Raw genomic sequence first — 23,881 nt, 5'->3', positions numbered from 1 at the left:
TTCTTCATTGCCGGTGCTATCTTTTGATGTAATGCACCTGTCTCGCCTTTCCTGCTCTCCCGCGGTCGCGCGACCGCCGTTATTGGCCTGATTCTTTGTCGTTCGAATTTTTTGACATGGCAGGCGGCAGCTTTCTTGCGAGATCGAGAATCTCCTCAGCCAGGGTTTTTACCCTCTCTCTAAGTTTTATGATGCAGTCCGTGTCAAAGGCGACATCCCGTACGATGTCCTCGGCCAGGGCCCGGCAGCTCGGAGAGCCGCAGGCGCCGCAGTCAAGCCCGGGGAGCTCCTTGGTGATCGCATCCAGACGCTCCATCTTTATAAGTGCCCGGGATACGTCTTCGTCGAGGACCATGATCGGCCTGGGCGAAATAGGCTCCACAAGCTCGAAAGAACGGTCTTCATAGGCGCTGCGCAGCCGCTCCTCCGGGTAATATGGCGAATCCTGAATATATTTCTTTACGAGGTTTCTGAGCCTGATCCTGCCTACGAAGACATTCTGGATATTGAGAGGACCGCCCACGCATCCGCCGATACAGGATTGAAGCTCTATGAAATCCACGTCCCGCAACTCTCCGCGCTCAATCTCTTCGAGAAGGCTTATGACATTGTGGATGCCGCTTACGGCAAGGCTCGTGCCGAAATCGATGGCCTTCGATTCACCGGTGACGTACCCCCAGGACATGCCTATATTCCTCGCCCTTCGCCGGGACGGCTGGTCGCGCAAGGTTCTGTCCTTAGTGATATGCTTGAGAATGTCCTTATAAATCAGGGATACTCCGATGACGCCGTCGACAGAGGAAGGCCTGTTCGTCATGGGGCGCCTCACCTCGGTTACCTTTGCCGGACAGGGTGAAATGAAGAATGCCCCGACATCTTCCCGCGGAAGACCCGTCTTCTTCACCGCTTCGTCCTTTGCAAGGCGGGCGGCGGCCTCCATGGGGGTCATTATCGGCAGCACCCGGTCGAGAAGCTCGGGAAACTTGATCTGCATGAGCCTTAAAACCGCGGGACACGCGGAGGAAAAGAGGGGTCTTTTCAAGGTCTTGTTCTGGAGATATTTATGGACCACATAAGTGACCGCCTCGGCCGCGAGAGCCACTTCGAAGACATCGTCGAAACCCACGTGGACGAAAGCCTCGAGAATCTCCTCTGCTTTGGTATCTTCGCTGAATTGTCCGAAAAAGGAAGGGGCGGGCAGGGCGATCTTATATTTGTACGGGCTCAATTTCTCGAGTGTGTCGGTTACTGCGATTTTCGCATGATTGGGACAAGCCCGGAGGCATTCCCCGCAATCGATGCAGCGTTCCTGCATGATTTTGGCTTTCCCTTCATGGACGCGGATAGCCTCGACCGGGCAGCGCTTTATGCAGTTCGTGCATCCCATGCACTTCTCGTAATCGAGGGTAACCGAATGGAAATAATCAGACATGAAGGGCTCCTGTTTCCAGCTTTTTGCCGTCCTTCTGGTTTAGGTAGAGGGTCGCCTTCAGGGTGGTCCCGGTGCCCGCCCGTGTCTCGATATTCAAAGTGTCGGAACAGTGTTTGATGTTGGGTAGGCCCATGCCTGCCCCGAAACCCATCTCCCGTACTTCATCGGGCGCGGTCGAGTATCCTTCCTGCATTGCAAGATCGAGGTCGGGGATTCCACCGCCTTCGTCCTCGGCGATGACCGTTACATAGCCCGGGACGATGACCACCTGGATCTCCCCATGATTCGCATGGATCACGATATTCATCGCTGCTTCATATACTATAATGGCAACGTTTTTGACTACGTCCTGGTTGAGCCCCAACTGTTGAAGGGCTTTTTTTGTCTTGGACGCAGCCTCGCCGGCCATGATGAAGTCTTCATCGTTCACCTTGAAGCGCAGGGTAAGATGAGGTTTCGTTACTGGATTCTCGGCCGGTTCACTCACTCTGTGAAACCTCTCTTGCACCCTTCGATGCCGTTGCAGTATAAAAGGCCGGAACACTTATAGAGCAGGTAAGGAGTCGAAAGCAAAGGTATATTTGCCCGGTTCACATTTACGATTATATCCTCGGACGGCTTCTTGCCTCCCACAAAGACCACCCCGATCGCATCCATCACTTCAGCGGTATGTATCACGTGGGGGTTTGTAAGAGAGGTGATGAGAAGCGTCTGGGACCCCGCGAAAGCGAGCATCTCACTGATAAGGTCACACGCGAAGGCAGTGGTAACCTCCCGATCCAAGGATTGTTCTCCGCACAGCACATCAGCGCCAAGAATCTCCTGAACTTCCTTTAAAGTCATAGCCTCGGTTCGTCTCCCTCGAATTTTCCGTTCTTTTTCTGTCCTGTCATATTTACAGGCCATACTATGGTCTTTCATATACACTACACGCAAGGGAGCAACAACGCCGTTACACCTCTTACGGCCCGATCTATTCACTACATGCCTGATGCGGCAGAAGGACATGCCTGTCCTTTAGAATACACTACCCCCTGCCTGCTGTCCAGAGGGCGCGCAGCATATCCAGGATTGGCTCTCCACGCACCTAACCCTGCATATTAAATATATTTGCCCATAATATAATCGTTCAGATATTCTATCTCGATCCTTTGTTCTTTGATGATTGCCTTGACCACATCGCCGATAGATACGAGACCGGTCAGATTTCCCTTATCAATTACCGGAAGGTGTCGCATCCGTTTTTCCGTCATGAGAGATATGCACTCGTCGACACCTGTCTCAGGGGTCACCACGTAGAGCTCTTTCGTCATGATGTCCTTTGATTCCGTCTCCTTGGACGATCTCCCTTCAAGGATTACTTTTCTCGCGTAATCACGCTCGGAGACGATGCCGATCAGTTTTCCCGCCTGATCGACCACGGTCACGGCGCCTATTCCCTTGTCCTGCATCAGTTGAAGTGCCCTGTAGACTAGCGTATCGGGAGAAACGGACCACACGTCGCTTCCCTTTCGTTGGAGAATCTGCGCCACGGTAGTTTTCATATGTTTTCACCTCCGGAAGATTTTGAGCTCCAGGCCCCCGGAGCCTCACAGAATCAAGCCCCTCTTGACCTTTCGGCTATTTCTTTTGTTAAATTATAGCATAACTTGAAGTGTTTCTGGATACAAGTACTATTTAAGGGCCGCAGTTGTAGGGGCTCACGTCGCCCCTCCGCGGGCAAAGCCCGTGGAGCCTCCCCTCTCGCTCGCTTTGCGAGCTAATCGCGCACCGAGACCAGCAGGGTATGTGTGGCAGAGGCACGCGTGATCGATATTGGGGCTGCTTGCCTGCTTCTTACTTCCTTCCGGGGTTCACGTCGCCCCTCTCGCTCGCTTTGCGAGCTAATCGCGCACGAAGACCGGTACGTTATGCGCTGTGGGGGTGACGCGCGTTTGATATTGGGGCTTGCCTACTTTTCACTTCCTTCCGGGCTTGCGTTGTCCGCTATCAATGGGGTTCACGTCGCCCCCTCCACGAGCGAAGCCCACCAATCCTCAGTTTCCTGAGCCAATGTCGGGCGCTATTGGCTTTAGCCAAATTTACTTTGTCCGACCATTTAGGTATACTATCTCTCCATATATATACTGAAAAGGAGTCATATGACGAGACTGGAAACATTACTCGATCCCGGATGCGATTTGACGCGGGACGACCTTGTATACCTTTTAAGCCTTAGCGGAAAGGATGATGTGGAGCGTCTTTTTCGGCGGGCTTATGAGGTTAAGCTGGAATATGTGGGGAATAAGGTTTTTTTTCGCGGAATTATTGAATTCAGCAACATCTGCGGGAAGGACTGCTTTTACTGCGGGATACGGAAAAGCAACAAGAATGTGGACCGCTACCAGATGAGTGAAGAGGAGATCCTCGAGGGAGCCCGCTTCGCTTTCGAGAGCAATTACGCCTCCGTGGTGCTCCAGTCGGGGGAGAGAAAGGACCGTGCCTTCACCTCCTTTGTGGAACGCATCTTAAAGGGCATAAAGGAAATGAGCGGAGGTAAGCTGGGGATCACCCTCTCCCTTGGCGAACAGAGCGAAGAGACCTACAGGCGGTGGTTTGAGGCGGGCGCTCATCGCTACCTCCTCAGGATCGAAACCTCGAATGAGGAGCTTTACGGGAGGCTTCATCCGCGGGACCATAGCTTCCGCGCCAGGCTTGAATGTCTGGAGATCCTTAAGAAATTGGGTTATCAGGTGGGTACGGGCGTAATGATCGGTCTTCCCGGCCAGACTATGGAAGACCTTGCGCAGGATATCCTCTTTTTCGAAAAGATGGATGTGGCCATGGTGGGCATGGGGCCCTACCTGGTCCATAAGGATACACCCCTCTCATCTGAAGTGGAGGATTTCGACGCCATAAAGGAGCGACAGCTCGATCTCGCCCTGAAGATGATTGCGGTGACCAGGCTTTACCTTAAGGATGTGAATATCGCCTCCACCACGGCCCTCCAGGCGCTCACCCCGACGGGAAGGGAAATGGGGCTCAAGGCGGGGGCCAACATCATCATGCCCAATATTACCATCACCAGGTATCGCTCGTCGTACCAGCTCTACGATGATAAGCCTTGTCTCGATGAGAACGCATCCTTTTGCCGGGCCTGCCTGGAGCAGAGGATCGAGACGGTGGGTGAGACTATTGGGTACGGTGAATGGGGGGACTCACCCCACTTCAGGAAGAAAGGAGCGGCCAAGAGCCCATAGGGATACCGGAGCTTCCGGTCCCTTAGATAAAAACTGAATCAATATAAGTACATATAAGCTATACCTGAGAAACTACAGGAACAGTGTCCTTCCACGAGCCATACTCCTCTCACCTCACAAAACCTCGAAGGGAGAGGACTCGTCATCCCGTTGCAATAAATCCTCCGAATGATTATAGGATGGAAAGCAGATAGAACCCGCGCTCCGTCGGGAGTGCGGAAAGGGGGATATTATGGCTATCAGCGAGTCGGACCTTTTCAGAGGTGTGAGTCAGCGGTTTATTACCAAGATCGCCCACGGCGCGGAAGAGCAGACTTTCAGGAAAAATACCGTAATCTTCAAGGCAGGGGAGAGAGCGGACCACTTCTATGTCCTTATGTCCGGTGACGTTCACATCGAGATCGGGGAAACGGAGAAGGCGACCCTCGCGGTCAGCCGGCCGGGCGAGGTCTTCGGCTGGTCCGCTCTCGTAGAGCCCTACAAGTTCACTGCCGTGGCAAAAAGCATCCACGAGACTAAGGTGATGAAGATCTCCCGGGATTCCATCGAGGCTGCCATTAAGGAGCACCCTGAAGAAGGCCTCGCCGTTCTCAGGAATCTGACGGGGATCATAGCCGGCAGATTGCGGTTCGCGTACAGGCAGCTCGTGCCCGAGGCCTGAGAAGTTCGGGTATCAAAGATCGATTCGCGCTGCTTCTCGTGCCCGCCTTTCTCCTTATCGGTTACAGTACTTTCTGCCATGCCTTCCAGGGCATGTTAAACGCCGAGGCTACCGCTTCGTGGGTCAGGACGCCCCGGACGCAGTTGATTCCCAGGGCAACGGCCCTGTCTTCCTCGGCCGCCCTTTTAATGCCCTTTGACGCAATAACCCTGATATAGGGTAGGGTGGTATTGGTGAGGGCATAGGTGGAGGTCCTCGGCACCCCTGCCGGGATATTGGGCACTCCATAGTGAATCACGTCGAAAAGCCGGTACACGGGGTCGGCATGGGTCGTGGGTCTGGTCGTCTCGACCGATCCTCCCTGATCCACCGATACGTCTATTATGACCGAGCCGGACTTCATCCGGTTCACCATCTTTTCCGTGACGATGACAGGCGCCTTGGCGCCCGGGAGCAGAACGGCCCCGATTACCACGTCCGCATAACTGACCGCCCTCTGCACGGTAAAAGGATTCGAATGGACGGTGATTACATTGCCATGGAGTATGTCGTCTATGTACTTGAGTCGGTCGTGGCTTACGTCGAGGATGGTCACGTGGGCACCCAATCCGACCGCAATCTTGGCCGCATTGAGACCCACTACCCCGCATCCGAGGATCACCACATCCGCGGGGGGGACGCCGGGGACTCCACTTAGGAGCACTCCTCTTCCGCCGTAATCGGTTTCGAGAAAACGCATGGCCACCTGAACGGACATCCGTCCTGCCACCTCGCTCATGGGCACGAGCAACGGGAGCCGGCCCTGAAGGTCTTCTACTGTCTCGTAGGCTATACCGATGACACTTTTTTCCAAAAGGGCATTAGTGAGACTTTGAGACGAGGCGAGGTGAAGGTAAGTGAAAAGTATCTGACCTTCTCTGAAGAACCGCCATTCCGTCTCCAGGGGTTCCTTTACCTTCACGATCATTTCCGCTCTTCTGAATACCTCTTCCTGCGATGTGATCTCGGCGCCTTCGCGGGCATATTCCGGGTCCGTAAGTCCGCTCCCTTCTCCGGCCCTTGTCTCCACGAGTACCGTATGGCCGTCCATCACGAGGGTGTGGGCGCCTGCGGGAGTGAGAGAGACCCTGTTCTCCCCTTCCTTTATCTCCTTAGGTATTCCGATAATCATCGGCTTTCCCCTGAGTTCTTCATGAAGAACCTCCATTTACAGAAAATTTCCTTCGGGTGCGGGTCCGGCGGGGCAAAAAGGCACTCCACCTCTATCATGGGATCGATGGCGTGGGCAAAGCTCTCGAATTCTCCCTTGTGCATATGCTTACAGACGAATTCTCCCTGGCCCCGGGCGAGTCGCGCCTCCTGGGTGGGACAATGGGGGACCGTAATGAGCACTTCCCCCTCCTTTTCTTCAATTTCATATCCCACGAGGATGGTCCAGGGGAAAAGCCGCAGGGCTTCGGTAAACCCTTTGAGCCCCTTCTCTGTCACGGAAAACCGCTCCTTCAGGTCATTCGCCGCCATCCCCGGCACTCTCGACCAGACCTTCTCATTGATGCCCTCGGCGATATCCTGACCGTACTGCTCGGCCACGTAAATGAACCAGAAGGCGTCGATCACCCGGTAATGCCACAGAAGAAACTCAATATAACTACGCAGTTCTCCTGCGTCCATATTTCCGAAAGCCTTCAGGTCCATGTCATTCCCGCTTCCTTTGTGCATAATCCGCTATATTGTATCATGGGAAAACCGTGTGTCAATGAACACTTGACGCACCCGCAGACGAGTACATGCGGGTGCGGCGGGCCCCACCCATTCCCGGGGCGATCCTACGTTAGTGCAGTAGGCCATTGCCATGGCGGATGAGACCGGAATCCTTAGTCTCTTCTCCAGCGCACCCTCACGTATTTTTCCCCGTCGCTGTATTGAAGCTCGAGAGTCCCTTTGTAGGCGCTGTTGACTGCATCGCCGATCCTGCGGGCGAGGTGCTCATACGTGGTGGTCACCTCTATCTTGCCCTGCAAATCGCTGATCTTTATGATCCTATCCAGAGGACGCCTGGTTTTCTGGGCATTTTCCGCATTCCTTATAATATTCAAGATTTCCTGTTTATGACCCTCGAGAAAGAGACCTTCGAGTGTAATTATTCCGCCTTCAAAGCTGTCCGCTATCCTTCTGCACGCGGGACAGACCATCTTCGTCGCATCCGGCGGCGCGGTCGAGACCCAATCGAAGACTCCGTTGTGGAACATGACGCCGCATTTTTCACATACCGAGGGATCGGGAAGCTTGCTCTTCAAAAAGTACGGATCATGGTGGTACTCCTGGATTAACCTATCTTTTCTTTCCATAGATTTACCTCCGGGGATTGGTACGTTTTGACGGATTTATGCATAAGAACTTAAAGATTATAAGCATGACAATAGGAAAAAGCAGGAGAGGGGACCGAAATCGACAGGAATGCGAAGAAGTGTGAAGCCCGGATAGGGGTCTACTTATTCGTCTTCTTCGCGCAGCACCCGTGTTTTTATTTCCCTGAAGGAGACGGCAAGATCTTTGCCTTCGTAGACTATCTTGTAAAGCTCGTTTGTAATGGGCATTTCTATATCCCATTTTCCGGCGAGGGCATGGGCGGCTTTTATCGTATAATATCCTTCGACCACGGTTTTCTGAGTGCTGATTATATGGTCGGCCTTCTTGCCTGCTGCCAGCTCCATGCCGAAGGCACGGTTCCGGCTCAGGTTGCCGTAAGCGGTAAGAATCAGGTCGCCCATGCCGGAAAGACCCATAAAAGTGGTCTCTTTTGCGCCCAGGGCCTTGCCCAGCCGCTTTATCTCCGCCAGCGCCCGGGTAATGAAGGCGGCCTTGGTGTTCGTGCCGAGGTTTAAGCCGTCGATGATGCCCGCCCCGATGGCCATCACGTTTTTCATGGCCCCTCCCAGCTCCACACCGGTGACGTCGCGGGACGTATAGACCCTGAAATTATCGTCGTGGATCCTTTTCTGGAGGTAATGGGACAGGACGTCATTTCTTGAGGAAATTACTACCGAGGTGAAGGCGCCGTCCGCGACTTCTCGCGCAAACGAAGGGCCTGAGAGCACGGCCGCGCTGAATTCTCCCCCCACGGCTTCTTCCACTACCTTGCTTATGGGCATGAGGGTTTCCGTCTCGAACCCCTTGGTGAGGATCAGCACGTGCTTCTCCTTCATCAATCCTGTTATAGGCGCCAGCACGCTTCGTACCGCATAAGAAGGTGCGGCAACCACGATATCGGGGACAGATCGGGCAAGAGTCGGGAGGTCGTCGGTGAAATCTATGCCCCGGGGGAGCGTGAAGGAGGGGAGGTAAAGGCTGTTCTCCCGCGTGATCCGAAGGGTCTCGCAGAGATCTTTTTCATATGCCCAAAGGAGGACGGTGAGTCCCTTCCTTGCAAGGTGCATTGCCACCGCGGTGCCCCATGCCCCCGCGCCTATAATACCGACGTCATATCGAGCCGCATTCATGGCGGATTCCTTTCGCTATTGAACAGGTGAATCCGGATCTTCTATTCGGCCGCAGGTGTCTCGGGTGCTTCGGGTCCCGCAGGCTCTACGGGCCCTTCGGGGCCGTCTTCGGTTCCTTCATCCCTGGGCTGCACTCCCTCTTCCCCGACGATAGCGACCGAGCTGATGGTCTTATCTCCCGCGAGGTCCATCAGTTTTACGCCGAGGCCGCCCCTTTTCTGAACGGGCATATCTTTCGCATTAAACCTGATGGTCCTTCCCGTATCGGTGACGAGGATTATCTCGCTCGTTTCGGTGACCTTCTTGAGGCCTACCACGTCGCCGTTCTTGGAGCCGCACCGCACGTTGATGATACCGGTGCCGCCTCTGGTCTGAAGACGGTATTCCTGGCAGGGTGAAACCTTTCCATAGCCTTTTTCCGTGACGGTGAAGACGTTGCAGCCCTGATCGACGATCTCCGCCGAGATAACCTCGTCGTTCTTTCTGAGCCTGATGCCCCTGTTCCCGTAAGCTACGCGTCCCATGGGTCTTATATCGTGCTCGCGGAACCGGACGGATTTTCCCTTCTTGGTGGCAACCATTATCTCATCGTTGCCATTCGTCTGAAGGATCGTCATGAGGCTGTCTTCCTCGGGAAGGCTGATTACTCTGAGCCCCGAAGACCTCATGTGGCTCAAGGCGCTCAGGCTTATCTTCTTGACCTGCCCCCTCTTCGTGACGAGCATGAGGTAACGGTCCTCCGCGAATTCCCTCATATGGGCGATAGCGGTAATCCTCTCGTTCTTCTCGGCATTGATGAGGTTTATCACCGGTTTACCTTTGGAGGTCAGCGCTGCCTCCGGTATGGCATGGACCTTGATGCTGTAGGCTTTGCCGGCATCGGTGAAAAAGATGATGAAGGAATGAGTGGAGGCCGTGTAAATCTGGTCGACGAAATCTTCGTCCCGCACCACGATGCCTATCTTTCCCTTGCCGCCGCGCAGCTGGGCCCGGTACTGGTCAAGGGGGGTCCGCTTGATGTAGCCCTTGTGGGTGATGGTGACCACCACCTCTTCGTCCTTGATCATATCTTCAAGGGTGATCTCCGGTACGAGATCGACGATCTCCGTCTTTCTCTCGTCGCCGTAACGGTCCTTGATCTCCATCAGCTCTTTCTTTACGAGATCGAAAAGAAGCCGCTCATCCTGGAGTATCTCCCTCAGCCTTGCGATCTCTCTCGAGGTATTTTCAAAATCTTCAAGTATCTTGGACTGTTCCATGTTTGTCAGACGCTGGAGTCGCATCTCGAGGATGCTCGTCGACTGCTTTTCAGACAGGCCGAAACGGTCGATGAGGGCGGCCCTGGCCTCGGCCGCGTTCCTCGACTGTTTGATGAGGGCGATCACCTCGTCGATATGCTCGAGGGCGATCTTGAGTCCTTCCAGGATATGGAGCCTGTCGAGGGCCTTGTTAAGCTCGAAAATGGACCTCTTGGTTACCACTTCCTTTCTGAAGAGCACGAATTCGCTGATCAGCTCCTTGAGGGCAAGAATTTTAGGCTCATTATTGACGATGGTGAGGAATATGATGCCGAAGGTGGTCTGAAGCTGGCTGTGTTTGTAGAGCTGATTTAAAATGGGGATTCCCATTTCGCCCCTCTTCAGCTCGATGACGACCCGGATGCCTTCCCTGTTCGATTCGTCTTTAAGGTTGGAGATGCCTTCGATCCTCTTCGTATTCACGAGCTCGACGATTGTCTCGATCAGGCGCGCCTTGTTGACCTGGTAAGGGATCTCGGTTACTACGATCATCTCCCGTCCATCTTTTTTCTTCTCGATCCCGGCCCTGGCGCGCAGCGTGATGTGTCCCCTGCCGGTGGAATAAGCTTCGCGAATGCCCTGCCTGCCGTAGATAATTCCTTCCGTCGGAAAATCGGGCCCCGAAATATGGGTCAGAAGCTCGTCAAGGGTGATCTCCGGATTATCGATGAAGGCGATTACGCCGTTTATGACCTCGCTCAGGTTGTGGGGCGGAATGTTGGTTGCCATGCCGACCGCGATACCGGAGGAGCCGTTGATAAGGAGGTTGGGGGTCCTCGCAGGCATAACGAGGGGTTCCACAAGGGATTCGTCATAATTGGGCCTGAAGGCGACCGTCTCTTTCTCGATGTCCTTGAGTATCTCTTCGGCAATCCTCGAGAGGCGCACTTCCGTGTACCTCATGGCTGCCGGGGAGTCGCCGTCGATGGAGCCGAAGTTTCCCTGGCCGTCGATGAGGGGATATCTCAGGGAAAAGTCCTGGACCATACGGGTAATGGCATCGTATACCGCCTGGTCTCCATGGGGGTGGAATTTGCCTATTACGTCTCCCACTACCCTGGCGGATTTCTTATACGGTTTATCATGCATATTGTTCAGCTCATACATGGCATAGAGGATCCTCCGGTGGACCGGCTTCAGTCCGTCCCGCACGTCCGGCAGGGCCCTCCCGATGATTATGCTCATCGCATAATCCATGTAAGATCTTTTCATCTCTTCTTCTATGGGTACCGTAACAACCGAGGTGTGCATCCACGTCCTCCCGTAATCTTTTTTACTCAGAATTGTCTCGCCACACGCGCATATTTAAACAGATTGCACGGGCCCGTCTCCTGGCGGCGCCGGTCACATTAAATAGCGGAGGCTATCGGTCGAACCAGGGTTAATCGGATGGGTAAGGAGCGATCCCTCCGGGTTGATTGATTTTCCCCTTCGCGTTATTCCCTGAATGCTGATAACCGGATTGTGCTACCCCTTTATTTTAGCACAATTAATAAGCTGTTGACAATCGCGAAGGCATGGGGGTAAATAAATACCATGAAATTTATCCTTTTCCTATTCCTTGCATGCATGGTTCTGATGGGCTCTTTTTCCTGTAATAAAGAGGCGAAAGGCCTTAAAGAGGAGATGAAGATCCTCCGGGAAGAAAATAGTTTTTTGAAGGCCGAAAATATCGTCCTCAAAAAAGAGCTTGACGAGGTATACAAGAAGCTGGAGGAGAGGCAGAAAGCCGTGGAGAGCGTCCGGCCGAAGGCGGAGACCGTCGAACGCGAGAAATCCAAAGGGGCTGCCAGGGGCGAACCGGGGGTAAAAGAGGGCGAAAAGAAGAAATCCCGATGAGAAACATCCGTCTCCTCGTTTCTTACGACGGGACCGCATATCACGGATGGCAGGTGCAGCCCAATGCCATCAGCGTCCAGGAAATACTCCAGAAAGCAATCGATAAGGTGGTAAACGAGCCGGCAAAGATCTACGGCGGCGCCAGGACTGACGCGGGAGTCCACGCCCTGGGGCAGGTGGTGAATTTCAGCTCGGAAAGCGGCATCGACCTCGTTGCACTCCCGAGGGCGATAAACAGCCTCATTCCCCGCGACATAAGGGTAACGGACGCGCAGGAGGTCCCCCCGGAATTCCATTCCCGATATTCCGCAAAGACAAAGGTCTATATCTATACTATCCTGAACAGGCGGATCGATTCACCCTTTTACGGACGATACTCGTGGCATCTCCCCAGTCTCCTGCGGACCGACCTCATGGCCGACACCATCCGGATCGTCGAGGGGAGCCATGATTTCTCGTCCTTCAAAAAAAAGGATGAATCGTACAGGAGCACCGTGCGGGAAGTGGTCAGGGCAGCAGTGCGAAAGAGGGGAGACTGTATCCATATATCTCTGGAAGGCACCGGGTTTCTCCGTTATATGGTCAGGAATATCGTGGGGACTTTAGTCCTGGTCGGCTCGGGCAAATTGAGCCGGCCGGATTTTCAGGAGATACTCGATGCCCGCGACAGGGAGAGGGCTGGTCCGACTGCACCCGCAAAAGGGCTCCTCCTTAAAAAGATAAAGTACTAAGACATCCTGTTGCCGGCGTGATATCGCGGGGAGCGCCCCACCTTCGGCGTATGACTTTGGAATGTGGTATAATGACGGACTAAAATATGATTTCCGTGGCGATGGACGTGGTTCAAGAGACCGGAAAATCGTTTTCACGGGAACGACAGGAAACTTATGAAAAGCTTTTTGCGCGCGACTGTGAGATTCATCGGAGATATCCCCTATTTTATGGATTATATCTCCGGAAGGACCCTGGTGAGGGATATGGACGGCGGTCCTGAGAAAGCGGCCCGTATCAAGGCGAGAGCGGAGATGGTCGCCGTGGCCGAAGAACGCCTGAAAAAAGTGGAAGAGACGGGGGAGCCCCGGCCGCAGGAATTTGCCCGGGCAATGGGCGATCTTGCGGGGCTCTATGAAGAGGAAGGAAGATATTCCGAAGCGGGAGAGCTTTACAAGAGGATTCTCTCCCTTCGCGAACGTGAGGGCAGCGATCTCCCTATCGATCCGGTCCCACTTCTCGACAACATAGGTGAGGCGTGCATCGAGCAGGGCAGATATGAAGAAGGGGAATCATACTTCTTAAAAGCACGGGAAATGCGGGAAAAGGCCGGGGGTCGGGATATAGACGGGAAAATCAGATCTCTCGAGAACCTCGGGAAGGCATGGACGTTTCTCGGCAGACATGCAGAGGCGGAACAGGTCCTCAAAGAGGCCCTGGAGCTTGCAAAGCAGACGCCCGGCACTGAAGATGCCCTGGTGGCCGTGGTAAAGAAGGGGCTGGCAGGGCTCTATCTTTCCCAGGGATGGCATGAGGTGGCGATCAGGCTTTATAAGGACGTCCTGAATATGAGGAAAGGGGTGTTCGGCTCGGTCCACATTCTGACCGCTGAATCCCGATATGACCTCGGCAGGGCTCATGCCGCCAAAGGAGCATATGACAGGGCCGAGCCTTTTCTCGAGCGTGCCCTTGAAATCCAGCAGAAGGTTCTGAGTCCGGGCCATCCTTTTGTAGAGAGGACCGTGGACGAGCTGGGCGGCGTCTATTATTACCTGGGAAAATATGAGGAGGCGAGACGCCTCTTCGAGCGTTCTCTCGCCTTAAAGGAGAAGAAGCTGGGCCCGGAGCATGCCGGCATGGCCCTGGCCCTGGGAAATGTGGCACACGCCTGCTATTACGGCGGCAAACCCGCCAAGGCGGAACCTCTGTACGAGAGGGCGCTGTCCATCGCGGAGAAGGCTTTCCCTCCGGATCACCCCGAGATTGCCCTGAGGGCGGGAGGGCTCGCCGCCGCCTATTATACCCAGGGGAAAAATGCAGAGGCGGAGAAGCTCTGTAAGAGGGCTCAAGTCATATTGGAGTCCGCGCCCGAGCCCGATAAAGCCAACCTCACGAGCCTCTATATTCTTATGACGAAGATTTATAAACGTATGGGGAGAAAAGAGGAGGCGAGACGGTACGGAGAGCAGGCAAAAGAATTCCAGCGAAAGCTGGAAGTGGAGGCATTGCTCGGAACTCAGCCACGGGCCTGAGATCCAGGCGGCTCCGAACAGCCGGCAAAAAGTGTTTTTAGTGGGATTGAGGCTTACGATCCAGAATCTGTCGCACCCTCGCAAGAAGTTCCACGGGCGGTAAGGGCTTTGAGAGAAAATCGACGGTTTCGTCGGCAATCCCTTTATCGAGCACCACGTCCCCCGTATACCCGCTCGTGAAAAGCGCCTTAATCCCGGGCTTCAGCTCCCTTATTTTTTCATACACCGCCTGCCCGTTCTTTCGCGGCATGACCACGTCGAGGATCAGGAGCTCGATCGCATCCCTGTGCTCCAAAAACTTCAGAACGGCGTCATCCCCGTCCACCGCATCGATGACCGAATAGCCTGCCCTCGAGAGCACATCTTTTATAAGCATCCTGAGGTCATTGTTGTCTTCAGCGATCAGAATGGTTTCGGTCCCACGGGCAAGCGGTGCCTCATGCCGGACCGGTTCTTCCGGGAGCAACCTTGCCGAGCGGAAATATATGCGGAAGACGGTCCCATGATCCGGCTCGCTGTCAACCGCAATATGCCCGTCGTGTTGCTTCACTATGCCATACACGGTGGAAAGGCCGAGGCCCGTGCCTTTCCCGGCCTCCTTGGTCGTAAAGAAGGGCTCGAAAATCTTCTCTCTTGTTGCTTCATCCATGCCCACACCCGTGTCAGTCACCGAGAGGAGTACGTAGCCGCAATTCTGGTCCACGCCGGGAACCCCCGGAACCTCCGCTCCGGCCTTAACCTCCGCGGTTTTGATGACGAGCATGCCCCCATTGGGCATGGCGTCACGGGCATTGGTTGCGAGATTCAGCAAAACCTGATCGATCTGGGTGAGGTCGGCCATAATGGTCAACTCCTCGTTGACGGGCTCTATTCTCAGCTCTATGTCTTCGGTGAGCAGTCTGGGCAGGATCTTCTCCATCTCCTGAATGATTGTCTTCACCCTCAGGGCTTTAAGCTCGATTGCCTGTTTCCGGCTGAAGGCGAGCAGGCTCTGGGTAAGGTTGGCGGCCTTCTGGGAAGAGGCGAGTATCTGATCGATATAGATCTTCTTATGATCGTTTTTCTCGATGTCCATTCCCAGAAGGCTTGCGTAGCCGATGATGGCGGTGAGGATGTTATTGAAATCGTGAGCCACGCCTCCCGCGAGCGTCCCGATGGCCTCCATCTTCTGCGACTGGCGGAGCTGATTTTCGAGCTGGTTTTTCTCATCTTCAGCTTTCTTCCGGGCCGTAATATTTATGGCCGTGCCCTCCCATAGAAATCCGCTGTCATGGTTTTGCAGGGCCCTCATGTTTATCGCAATCCACGCGCTGGTCCCATCCTTTCTGTAAATCTGTGATTCGAAGCCTTCTACCACGCCCTGCCCCGTTATTGCGCTTTTCAGCTTTTTATAGTGTTGCGGGTCTACGAACTGCCTTTCCTCCATCTCCGGAAAGGCCTTCACCATCTCCTCCTGCGAGTCGTATCCGAACATTCCGGCAAAGGTGCGGTTTATGTCAAGGTATCGGCCCTGTTCGTCCGTCCGGAATATGCCCATTACCGCGTTTTCGAATATGTGACGATATTTTGCTTCACTTGTCTTCAGAGATGCCTCCGCCTTCTCCAGCTCTTCTATGGCGGCCAGGAGGGTGCGGTTCGTGCTTTCCAGGTCTATCATCTTCTTTTCCAGTTTGCGGAAAAGGGTATCGCTATACCCTTTGAAGAACGTCTGTTCTTCCTGCGGTCCCTCCTGATCGGGCGGGATAGGGGATGGGCGCCGCGCGAGCGCCAGGGTATCGTCGATGATCCCGAGGAGAACCTCGGGCTCCTGGGGCTTTACCACAAACCGGTCCGCCCCCAGGCTCAGGGCGAATTCCTCGTCCTTCGACTCCGTATAGGTGGCGGTGTAGAAGACAAAAGGGATCCTCTTGAGTCTTTCGTTCGATTTCCATTCACGGCACAAGGAGAAGCCGTCCATGACGGGCATAAGGATATCGGTTATTATGAGATCCGGAGAAGATTCGAGGGCCGCGTCGAGCGCCTCCGACCCATTACGAGCGGTTGCAACGTCATAGTGGTTCCCCTTCAGCAGGATTTCGAGGTAATACAGGTTTTCTGCGTTGTCGTCCGCTACCAGGATTCTGGGCATAGGCAGGTATCCCCCCTTAAAATAGTCACGTCAGATGTTCAATGATCTGAAGCATAAAAGTATCCGGATTGATGGGTTTTTCTATGTATCCGGTGCAGCCGGCCTCGAGGGCCTTCTCCCGGTCCCCTGCCATGGCATAGGATGTCACCGCGATTATGGGAACATTCGCGAGAAGAGGGTTTTCCCTCAACGATCCGGCCACCATGTATCCGTCCATAAGAGGCAGTTGTATATCGAGGAGTATGAGTTCCGGCTTTATCGACGCGGCCAGGGCAATCCCCTCCCTCCCATCCCGGGCCTGAAAGACCTCATACCCGTGTGTTTCGAGGATAAAGGTCGTGAGGTAAAGGTTTTGCTCGTTATCTTCGATTACGAGAATCCTATTGCTCATTTTTCGCTCCTTTCCGAAGGCAGACTAAAGGTGAAGGTGCTTCCTTTGCCTACGGTGCTGTCTACCGTCAGGCTGCCGTTCAATAAGCTCACGAGACGGACGCAAATGGAAAGCCCGAGGCCCGTTCCCTCGTATTTGCGCGTCAGCCCTGTGTCGATCTGAAGAAAGGGCTTGAATATGTTCTCCCTGTCCTCTTCTTTGACGCCTATTCCGGTATCTTCAACGCTTATGCTCACCCCGTCGGGATTCCTCCGGCAGCTTACCGCCACATGTCCCGTTTCCGTGAATTTCACCGCATTATTCAGGAGATTGAGGAGGATCTGCTCTACCCGGCGCCTGTCGCTTATGATGACGCCCGCATCCGGGGAAACCGAGACTCTGAGCTCGATACCCTTCTTTTCCGCAAGGGGGCGAACGCTTCCGGCCACCTTTTCGATAGATCCCGTGAGGTCGAAGGGCTCCATCGCAACCTGGAGCTGGCCCGCCTCGATTTTCGAGATATCGAGTACATCATTGATGAGGGAGAGGAGATGGTTCGCGCTCGACCGGACCATTCCCAGTTGTTTTCTCTGCTCTTCGTTGAGAGGTCCCACGAGGCCCTGAAGGAGAATGCCGGTAAACCCTATGATAGAATTGAGGGGGGTGCGCAGCTCGTGTGACATGGTGGCGAGAAAGGCAGACTTCAGGCGATCTGCCTTCTCCGCGCGCTCTTTGGCGATCTCGAGCTCATCGAGAGTCTGCCTCAGCTCCCTCTCGGTAAGCACAAGCTGCGTGATGTCCACTCCGATGGAGAGGGTTTCCGCCACGGCGCCCTTTTCGTCAAAAATGGGCTTGTTCGTCCAGGCGACCCAGACCCGCTCGCCTGATTTTGTGATATTTTCATTTACATTACGGACGTATTCCTCAGGTCTTGCCGCAATCTCCCGGGCGAGGGCCGAGAGGTCCCGGCCCGTCGACTCCACGACGGGAACAATGGTGTCCACGAGGGACCGGCCGATTACCTCCTCAAGGGTGAAACCGAAGAAGTCTCGGGCGAACTTGTTGAAAAAGGTAATTGTGCCGTCCGGCAGCATCCTCAGGATTACGCTGTTTGCGCTCTCCACGAGATCGCGGTACCGGGCTTCGCTCCGGATGAGCCTTTCTTCGGTGTGAAGCCGCTCCCCGATCTCCTTCTTCAGCCGCCCGTTTGCCGCCTCGAGCTCCGCCGTGCGCTCCTTCACCACCTTTTCGAGATTTTCCTGATGTTCACGCAAGGCGGTTTCAATACGCTTATGGTCGTTTATGTCTCGAAAGGACGCAATCGATCCGTAAGGGACCCCTTCTTCTCCCACGAGCATGGAGGCTGCGCCCGAAATGTAACGCCCGAGCACCGGATTATACCGTTCTGCATAAAGGGTTCGCCCTTTTCTCGAAACCATCTCGTAGCCCTGCGGCAGGGGGTCCTCCTCGCCGCCGGCGAAATCGATAAGAATCGGCCGCGCCTCGCCCACGAGAGGCAGCGAGTAGCAGTAGTCTCCCTTGCCGAGCATATCCTCCTTGGAGACTCCACTCAGCTCTTCCATGGCTCGGTTCCAGACGATGACCCGACCTTCGAGGTCGATGGCCATGGTCGGGTCGGGCAGGAACTCCACCGTGTCGTAAAGCTGACGGCGTGCCGCAACGAGCTTCTCATTCGTCCTTTTTCGCTCCATGACGAGAGAGGAGATTAGAAGAGTAGTGATCGATGTTATTGCGATGTAGGACTGGAAAAACAGGAGGGTGTCGCTGAAGGGAAAGCCGGGAAAGGGTGTGGGAGCCCTCACGATGAAAACAAGGGAAGTGATCATCACCACCGCCACCGCCACCGCCGCCTCGAACTGTCCGAAGCGAAATGCCGTAAGGATAAGGAATGGGATGATCAGATACATAAGGGGATAGCCCGTGAGAAATACCACCGCCTCCACTATCAGCAAAAGGAGAGCCAGGGCGACGACCTCTATGGCCCGGAGCCCGCTCCACCGGGTAGAACGGTGCATTTTCCATGTGAGAATGATGGGAGCAAAAACCATGATGCCCACCAGGTCTCCCAGCCACCACGTAAGAAGCATGGGACGGTACAGGGACCAGGAGCCGAGGGCGACGCAATAGGCCGTGCCCCCGATGAGGGCGGCCGCCGCGGTGCTGAGAAAACCGGCGAATACTACAAAGGCCATGGTATTTTTCGCATTTTCAAAGGGCCTTTCCCCGTCTCCGAACCGGTTGATGAGGGCGGCCCCTATCAAGGTCTCCAGGGTGTTGCCTGCTGCGGTAATGAGAGAGAGGAGCATGGCTGAAGGCAGCGAGAGGCCTGAAGAAAAGAGGTTGGACAGGTTTGCGGCAAAGGCCCCGAGAAAGATGCCGGGCCAGATGCGGCCGCCTAGGACAAGGTACGACCCCAGGGCCATTCCTGCGGCAGGCCATACGACACTGGCGTTGGTATGGGCGAAGGCAAGAGTTAAGCCGAGGCTCGCCGCAAGGTAATAGACGACTGCGACGATTAAAATTCGGACAAAGACTGCTTTATCCGCGGCTGCGGCCGGGCCGCTCGCATTCCCGCATACACTCTGATTATGCCTATTCTTATTCATGGGCAGTAGGGATCATAAGAATCCCTTGTCCCATTCTATCACCAAAGTCGAACTCTTCAAACAGAATTCTCTCACTCTCTTCCAACCGATCCAATTGAAATCGAAGGTCAAAAGAAAGCGGCCTTCCCGCCCGGCGGCATTCAAAGAAAAGAGCCGGGAAATCCCTTCAGCGCAGCATGGCAGAAATATGGTATAATACCAGGACGCGAAGGCAGAGGCATTGCCTCCTTCGCGCAAATGAAAATGCACATTTCAGGAGTTTAAGCCAGAGTGACCCAATATACGATAATCGCAACTTCCACATTCGGACTCGAGTCGGTGGTCGCCCAGGAGCTCAAGTCCCTGGGATACGAGGACCTCACGGTCGAGAACGGAAAAATATCTTTCGAAGGGGACGAGGGGGATATCGCCCGCTGCAATATTCAGCTCAGGACCGCGGACAGGGTACTGATCAAGATGGCTGAATTCAGGGCAATCGATTTTGAAGAGCTTTTTCAGGGGACGCGCAATGTCGCATGGGAAGAGATGATCCCTCATGCCGGGAAAATGCATATAGTCGGCAAATCGGTAAAATCGCAGCTTTTCAGCGTCAAGGACTGCCAGTCGATCGTAAAGAAGGCAGTAGTCGAGGCTATGAAGAGGAAACACCGGACCGACTGGTTCGAGGAGTCCGGCCCTGCCTATAAGATAGAGATCGCCATGCTTAAAGACGCGGCGACCCTTACTGTCGATACGTCGGGTCCCGGCCTTCACAGAAGGGGCTACAGGGAACGAGCGGGTGAGGCTCCGCTCAGGGAGACCCTCGCGGCAGCCCTTGTGATGCTGAGCCGCTGGAGACCTGAGCGGATTCTCGTCGATCCCTTTTGCGGCTCGGGCACCATTGCCATAGAGGCCGCTCTCATCGGCAGAAATATTGCTCCCGGATTAAAACGGTCTTTTGTTTCGGAAGAATGGCCTTCCATGCCTCCGGAGGTGTGGACAAGGGCGCGCGAAGAGGCCGCGAGCCGGATCAGGGATGGAAGCTTCAGGATCCTCGCTTCCGATAATGATCCCGAAGTATTGAAGACGGCACGGGAAAACGCGTTCCGTGCGGGAGTGGCCGATTCTATCGCCTTCCAGAAGCTTCCTGCGGAAGAGTTCAGGTCAAGGAAGAAATACGGATGCATAGTCTGCAATCCCCCCTATGGGGAGAGGCTAGGCGACCAGCGGGAAGTGGAGAGGCTTTATAAGGCTATGGGCAAGGTGTTCTCGGAGCTGGAGGGCTGGTCCGTCTTTGTCCTCTCCGCCCATCCGGAGTTCCAGCGTTTTTTCGGCCGTCGTGCCGACAAGAACAGGAAGATATTCAACGGCGACATACGGTGCTATTACTACCAGTACCTCGGACCTTTGCCGAAACTAAGAATTCAGGAGCATGTTACTCCGGGGATCGGGGAAAACCCCGAAGGGATACGCCCTCAGGAGTTCCCCCTCTAAATCTCTCTTTCTGCGGTTCAGCCCCCCGCTCTCGCGAGTTTCATTGACTCCACATGGGCGAGCCTTAGAGGCTCGGGCATTTTGCCTTTGGGGGTCCATTTAAGGTACTCCACCATCATTCTCTCTATAGTTATTCCGAAGCCCTGGGAAAGGAAAATAGGTTTCTTCGCGGTTTCGCTATTCACCCCGACCCCCGTGATCTTACCTTCCTGGGTTATATAGGTGAAGCTCGGGTCCCGGGAAAGAATCCTGTCATACCGACCTTTTATCAGTCGGCGGGCGATTCCCACGGTGGGGATGCGGTGGGTGAAGCCGATCACCGTGGCGAGACCGTAATTGTAGGGGTGGCAAATGCCGTGGCCGTTCAGGAAGAGAAGGTCCATGGGTTCGCCGTATACCAGGCGGGATACAATGGGCCCTTCCTTGAGGAAAAAGAGGGAGCTTACGTAAGCCCCTCTGGAGATTCCGCTGTCGGTCTTTATATCCGTTAATACTCCATTCTTATAGAGCGTAAGTGCCGAAAAGTACCGGTCATCCCTGTATGCCACATCGACAGCCCCCACAATTGAGATATCTCTGTTCTCATATGCCTTTTCCACCATTTTCCATAGGGTGTAAATAGGGTATATACCGAGTTCTCCGTCCATGTTTTACCGATAGAGATTATATTAATACAGCCGGCTCTCTTTGTATAATGGTTTTTGTGACGGGAAGGCTGCGGACGATGACATAAGCCCTCGCCCGCAATGCCTTATTTCCAATTATCCGTCTGGGGCTGCGGGATCTGATAGGACATGAGGTTCTGGATATATTTATCGAAACCGTCTGCACAGCCCCCTTCGAGCTTCGCGATCTCGGGGCGTATCTGCCTCATGGTGGATTCGTTGAGCACCACATCGATAGGGTAATTCATATAAGAAGTCCGCCGGAGGAGAGAATATGCCTGCCTCTGCTCTTTTGTGAGGGCGAGAAACCTGTCGAGCTCCCCGAGCATATAGTCCTTCTTCTCATCGAGGTACCCGTCCACCTGCATGAGGAGGTTCGGACTGTAGTCCCCGCAGGAGAAGTAGCTGTGCATCTCGTCGAGAGTGGCCACGAGAAGTCGTATCTCTTCCACCATCTCGTCGTCGCTCATGGGGACGAAGGTCCCATTCTCGACCAGCCGGTTCATGGGAGACATGGGATGAAGGGCGAAGGTGCGCACCCTGATGAAATCGGGCCTCACCTTGTTCAGGAGCTTTGCCGTCTCGATTGCGTGCTCTTTGCTCAGGGTCCGTCCTCCGACGCCGGGCATGATATATTCGGATAAAGATATGCCGGCCTCAACGACCTTCATGCCTCCCTCCACAATATCCTCGGGAGTAATGCCTTTTTTGATCATCTTGAGCACTGTGGCGGAGCCGCTCTCCAGTCCCGCATGGATTCTCGACAGGCCCGCTTCCCGCAGCTGTTTCAGCTCTTCCACCGTTTTTTTCCGAAGGGTGGGGGCGCGGGCGTATGTGGTTATCCGCGTGATGCCGGGAAATTTCTCTTTCAGATAATGGAGTATCTCCAGCACTTCCGTCGTAGGAAGGAGAAGACTGTCGCCGTCCTGAAGGAAAGCGGACTGAATATATGAGGCGTTACCGTATTGCCCAGCCATGGCGTCAATATCTTTTTTTACCTCTTCCACGGTCCTCTTTGAAAATTTCGTCCCTTTGTAGGCGGGACAAAAAAGGCACTGGTTCCATGGGCAGTTCCTCGTCACCCGGACCAGGAGGCTATTGGCCTCGCTAGGGGGCCTGATCACACCTTGTTCGTACATGTCTGTTCTCCTATATCTTTAGCTTTCTTAAAGAATATAATGATTTATGAGCATTTATTCAAGTATAACCTGATGCGGTCCGGCAAAGTTGGGGCCCTGAATGCTCACATCTGGCCGGGATTGGTGGGAGGTCGGCCCGGAAAATTACTTTGACCTCGCCCTTCCTTATAGTAGAATGGGAGAAGAAGAATGGAGGTTACCATGACGGGAAGTCGTAAAAAACGGTCGGTCAAATCGGGTTTGCCCCCCGGAAGCCTGGTACATATAGGCGAGGAGAAGGAGGGGGCCGTCACGATCAGACTCCTTTCCTTCGATGAGAAGGATGTCCGCGAACAGGACTGTACCTCGGTACAGGAATGCCGGTCCACCGAAGGGCAAGGGCGCGTCTCATGGCTTAGCGTGGGAGGCGTCCACAGTGCGGAGGTGATCGAAGGCATCGGCGACCTGTACCGCCTTCATCCACTTCTGCTCGAAGATATAATGAACACGGATCAGAGGCCGAAGCTCGAGGATTATGGCGACTATATTTTTATCGTGGTCAAGAAACTCTCCCTTAACGGTCCGAGTAATATGGTGCGGGCGGAACAGGTGAGCATCGTGCTCGGGTCCGATTATATCATCACCTTCGAGGAAGGGGCGCAGGAACTCTTCGCCGCCGTTCGGGAGGGCATCAGGACCGGCAAAGGGCGAATAAGGCGCATGGGAGCGGACTACCTGCTCTATGCCCTTATCGACACGATCGTTGACAATTATTTTGCCGTGACGGAACAGCTTGGAGAGAAGGTCGAAGTTGTGGAGGATGAGGTCGTCACCCGGGCGGGCGCATCTACGGTGAGGGATATCCATAATCTCAAGAGGGAGATGATATTTCTGCGGAGGTCCGTCTGGCCTTTGCGGGAGGTGGTGGGCAGCCTCGAACGGGGGGAAACCCGCCTTGTCTCGGACCAAATCTCGGTCTATCTGAGGGACGTCTACGATCACGTGATACAGGTCATGGACACGGTGGAGACTTACCGGGATATGATATCCGGGATGCTCGACATCTATCTCTCGAGCGTGAGCAACAGGCTGAACGAGGTAATGAAGGTCCTGACCATTATTGCCACCCTATTCATGCCCCTCACCTTTATCGCGGGTGTATACGGGATGAATTTCCAGCATATGCCGGAGCTCAAGTCTCCGTGGGGTTATCCCGCGGTCCTCATACTCATGGCGGCGGTCACGGCTTTTATGCTCCTCTATTTCAAAAGAAAAAAATGGTTTTGAA

Annotated in this window: 21 protein-coding genes; 7 read left to right on the top strand and 14 right to left on the bottom strand. The window is 54.4% G+C overall.

The window, feature by feature from the left end; all coding sequences use genetic code 11:
* Positions 1-79: 79 nt before the first annotated feature.
* The 4 genes from VGJ94_05435 to VGJ94_05420 all read right to left on the bottom strand — a co-directional run bounded on the left by VGJ94_05435 (position 80) and on the right by VGJ94_05420 (position 2,976).
* The gene (locus VGJ94_05435; protein HEY3276043.1) at positions 80-1,432 is read right to left on the bottom strand and encodes a [Fe-Fe] hydrogenase large subunit C-terminal domain-containing protein; all 1,353 of its coding nucleotides are present in this window, start codon (positions 1,430-1,432) and stop codon (positions 80-82) included.
* Positions 1,425-1,919, bottom strand: a complete 495-nt coding sequence (locus VGJ94_05430) for an ATP-binding protein (GenBank protein ID HEY3276042.1) — start codon at positions 1,917-1,919, stop codon at positions 1,425-1,427. The genes VGJ94_05435 and VGJ94_05430 overlap by 8 nt, the downstream gene beginning before the upstream one ends.
* Positions 1,916-2,275, bottom strand: coding sequence for a DRTGG domain-containing protein (locus tag VGJ94_05425; protein ID HEY3276041.1), 360 nt, complete (start codon positions 2,273-2,275; stop codon positions 1,916-1,918). The genes VGJ94_05430 and VGJ94_05425 overlap by 4 nt, the downstream gene beginning before the upstream one ends.
* Positions 2,276-2,532: 257 nt before the next feature.
* On the bottom strand, positions 2,533-2,976 hold the full coding sequence (locus VGJ94_05420; protein ID HEY3276040.1) for a CBS domain-containing protein: 444 nt from the start codon (positions 2,974-2,976) through the stop codon (positions 2,533-2,535).
* A 597-nt stretch (positions 2,977-3,573) separates the two neighbouring features.
* Between VGJ94_05420 and hydE the strand changes: the two genes are divergently transcribed.
* The gene (gene hydE / locus VGJ94_05415; GenBank protein ID HEY3276039.1) at positions 3,574-4,671 is read left to right on the top strand and encodes a [FeFe] hydrogenase H-cluster radical SAM maturase HydE; all 1,098 of its coding nucleotides are present in this window, start codon (positions 3,574-3,576) and stop codon (positions 4,669-4,671) included.
* 232 nt (positions 4,672-4,903) lie between these two features.
* Positions 4,904-5,332: a cyclic nucleotide-binding domain-containing protein gene (locus tag VGJ94_05410; protein ID HEY3276038.1), complete on the top strand. Its 429-nt coding sequence runs from the start codon at positions 4,904-4,906 to the stop codon at positions 5,330-5,332.
* 61 nt (positions 5,333-5,393) lie between these two features.
* Here the strand turns inward: VGJ94_05410 and ald are convergent, their stop codons facing one another.
* The 5 genes from ald to gyrA form a co-directional block, all read right to left on the bottom strand.
* Entirely contained in the window at positions 5,394-6,503 is a 1,110-nt protein-coding gene (gene ald / locus VGJ94_05405; GenBank protein ID HEY3276037.1) for an alanine dehydrogenase, read from the bottom strand.
* On the bottom strand, positions 6,500-7,051 hold the full coding sequence (locus VGJ94_05400; GenBank protein ID HEY3276036.1) for a DUF6125 family protein: 552 nt from the start codon (positions 7,049-7,051) through the stop codon (positions 6,500-6,502). The genes ald and VGJ94_05400 overlap by 4 nt, the downstream gene beginning before the upstream one ends.
* 155 nt (positions 7,052-7,206) lie before the next feature.
* Complete coding sequence (locus tag VGJ94_05395) at positions 7,207-7,680, bottom strand: BCAM0308 family protein (GenBank protein HEY3276035.1); 474 nt, start codon at positions 7,678-7,680, stop codon at positions 7,207-7,209.
* Positions 7,681-7,824: 144 nt separating this feature from the next.
* A complete protein-coding gene (locus VGJ94_05390) occupies positions 7,825-8,832 on the bottom strand; it encodes an NAD(P)H-dependent glycerol-3-phosphate dehydrogenase (protein ID HEY3276034.1) in 1,008 nt (335 codons plus the stop codon).
* A 41-nt stretch (positions 8,833-8,873) separates the two neighbouring features.
* Positions 8,874-11,381: a DNA gyrase subunit A gene (gene gyrA, locus VGJ94_05385; protein ID HEY3276033.1), complete on the bottom strand. Its 2,508-nt coding sequence runs from the start codon at positions 11,379-11,381 to the stop codon at positions 8,874-8,876.
* Between the two features lie 285 nt (positions 11,382-11,666).
* Here gyrA and VGJ94_05380 point away from each other — a divergent pair, with 285 nt between their 5' ends.
* The 3 genes from VGJ94_05380 to VGJ94_05370 all read left to right on the top strand — a co-directional run bounded on the left by VGJ94_05380 (position 11,667) and on the right by VGJ94_05370 (position 14,212).
* Positions 11,667-11,969 (top strand): hypothetical protein, encoded by a 303-nt coding sequence (locus VGJ94_05380; protein HEY3276032.1) that lies wholly within the window; start codon positions 11,667-11,669, stop codon positions 11,967-11,969.
* Complete coding sequence (gene truA / locus VGJ94_05375; GenBank protein ID HEY3276031.1) at positions 11,966-12,700, top strand: tRNA pseudouridine(38-40) synthase TruA; 735 nt, start codon at positions 11,966-11,968, stop codon at positions 12,698-12,700. The genes VGJ94_05380 and truA overlap by 4 nt, the downstream gene beginning before the upstream one ends.
* Before the next feature lie 156 nt (positions 12,701-12,856).
* Positions 12,857-14,212 carry a tetratricopeptide repeat protein gene (locus VGJ94_05370; GenBank protein HEY3276030.1) on the top strand — a complete coding sequence of 452 codons (1,356 nt, stop codon included), beginning with the start codon at positions 12,857-12,859 and terminating at the stop codon, positions 14,210-14,212.
* 37 nt (positions 14,213-14,249) lie between these two features.
* Here the strand turns inward: VGJ94_05370 and VGJ94_05365 are convergent, their stop codons facing one another.
* Genes VGJ94_05365 through VGJ94_05355 form a run of 3 tightly spaced genes read right to left on the bottom strand, consistent with a single transcriptional unit; the run spans position 14,250 to position 19,337 of the window.
* Complete coding sequence (locus VGJ94_05365) at positions 14,250-16,340, bottom strand: response regulator (protein HEY3276029.1); 2,091 nt, start codon at positions 16,338-16,340, stop codon at positions 14,250-14,252.
* Between the two features lie 25 nt (positions 16,341-16,365).
* Positions 16,366-16,731, bottom strand: coding sequence for a response regulator (locus VGJ94_05360; protein ID HEY3276028.1), 366 nt, complete (start codon positions 16,729-16,731; stop codon positions 16,366-16,368).
* Complete coding sequence (locus tag VGJ94_05355) at positions 16,728-19,337, bottom strand: MASE1 domain-containing protein (GenBank protein HEY3276027.1); 2,610 nt, start codon at positions 19,335-19,337, stop codon at positions 16,728-16,730. The genes VGJ94_05360 and VGJ94_05355 overlap by 4 nt, the downstream gene beginning before the upstream one ends.
* Before the next feature lie 270 nt (positions 19,338-19,607).
* Here VGJ94_05355 and VGJ94_05350 point away from each other — a divergent pair, with 270 nt between their 5' ends.
* Positions 19,608-20,810, top strand: coding sequence for a class I SAM-dependent RNA methyltransferase (locus VGJ94_05350; protein ID HEY3276026.1), 1,203 nt, complete (start codon positions 19,608-19,610; stop codon positions 20,808-20,810).
* Positions 20,811-20,827: 17 nt separating this feature from the next.
* Here VGJ94_05350 and VGJ94_05345 read toward each other — a convergent pair whose 3' ends face one another.
* Complete coding sequence (locus VGJ94_05345) at positions 20,828-21,457, bottom strand: endonuclease V (protein ID HEY3276025.1); 630 nt, start codon at positions 21,455-21,457, stop codon at positions 20,828-20,830.
* A 104-nt stretch (positions 21,458-21,561) separates the two neighbouring features.
* A complete protein-coding gene (locus VGJ94_05340; protein HEY3276024.1) occupies positions 21,562-22,614 on the bottom strand; it encodes a radical SAM protein in 1,053 nt (350 codons plus the stop codon).
* Positions 22,615-22,803: 189 nt separating this feature from the next.
* On the opposite strand from VGJ94_05340, the gene corA reads away from it, so the two are divergent.
* Positions 22,804-23,880 (top strand): magnesium/cobalt transporter CorA, encoded by a 1,077-nt coding sequence (gene corA / locus VGJ94_05335; GenBank protein HEY3276023.1) that lies wholly within the window; start codon positions 22,804-22,806, stop codon positions 23,878-23,880.
* The last annotated feature ends 1 nt before the right edge of the window (position 23,881 follow it).

The organism is Syntrophorhabdaceae bacterium (assembly GCA_036504895.1).
Lineage (GTDB): Bacteria > Desulfobacterota > Syntrophorhabdia > Syntrophorhabdales > Syntrophorhabdaceae > PNOM01.
This window is presented reverse-complemented; position numbering and strand designations above follow the sequence as displayed.

Coding starts and splice junctions, on each gene's coding strand:
- VGJ94_05435 (HEY3276043.1), bottom strand. CDS start 1,432: ATGTCTGATTATTTCCATTCGGTTACCCTCGATTACGAGAAGTGCATG.
- VGJ94_05425 (HEY3276041.1), bottom strand. CDS start 2,275: ATGACTTTAAAGGAAGTTCAGGAGATTCTTGGCGCTGATGTGCTGTGC.
- VGJ94_05420 (HEY3276040.1), bottom strand. CDS start 2,976: ATGAAAACTACCGTGGCGCAGATTCTCCAACGAAAGGGAAGCGACGTG.
- hydE (HEY3276039.1), top strand. CDS start 3,574: ATGACGAGACTGGAAACATTACTCGATCCCGGATGCGATTTGACGCGG.
- VGJ94_05410 (HEY3276038.1), top strand. CDS start 4,904: ATGGCTATCAGCGAGTCGGACCTTTTCAGAGGTGTGAGTCAGCGGTTT.
- ald (HEY3276037.1), bottom strand. CDS start 6,503: ATGATTATCGGAATACCTAAGGAGATAAAGGAAGGGGAGAACAGGGTC.
- VGJ94_05400 (HEY3276036.1), bottom strand. CDS start 7,051: ATGCACAAAGGAAGCGGGAATGACATGGACCTGAAGGCTTTCGGAAAT.
- VGJ94_05395 (HEY3276035.1), bottom strand. CDS start 7,680: ATGGAAAGAAAAGATAGGTTAATCCAGGAGTACCACCATGATCCGTAC.
- VGJ94_05390 (HEY3276034.1), bottom strand. CDS start 8,832: ATGAATGCGGCTCGATATGACGTCGGTATTATAGGCGCGGGGGCATGG.
- gyrA (HEY3276033.1), bottom strand. CDS start 11,381: ATGCACACCTCGGTTGTTACGGTACCCATAGAAGAAGAGATGAAAAGA.
- VGJ94_05380 (HEY3276032.1), top strand. CDS start 11,667: ATGAAATTTATCCTTTTCCTATTCCTTGCATGCATGGTTCTGATGGGC.
- truA (HEY3276031.1), top strand. CDS start 11,966: ATGAGAAACATCCGTCTCCTCGTTTCTTACGACGGGACCGCATATCAC.
- VGJ94_05370 (HEY3276030.1), top strand. CDS start 12,857: ATGAAAAGCTTTTTGCGCGCGACTGTGAGATTCATCGGAGATATCCCC.
- VGJ94_05365 (HEY3276029.1), bottom strand. CDS start 16,340: ATGCCCAGAATCCTGGTAGCGGACGACAACGCAGAAAACCTGTATTAC.
- VGJ94_05360 (HEY3276028.1), bottom strand. CDS start 16,731: ATGAGCAATAGGATTCTCGTAATCGAAGATAACGAGCAAAACCTTTAC.
- VGJ94_05355 (HEY3276027.1), bottom strand. CDS start 19,337: ATGAATAAGAATAGGCATAATCAGAGTGTATGCGGGAATGCGAGCGGC.
- VGJ94_05345 (HEY3276025.1), bottom strand. CDS start 21,457: ATGGACGGAGAACTCGGTATATACCCTATTTACACCCTATGGAAAATG.
- VGJ94_05340 (HEY3276024.1), bottom strand. CDS start 22,614: ATGTACGAACAAGGTGTGATCAGGCCCCCTAGCGAGGCCAATAGCCTC.
- corA (HEY3276023.1), top strand. CDS start 22,804: ATGGAGGTTACCATGACGGGAAGTCGTAAAAAACGGTCGGTCAAATCG.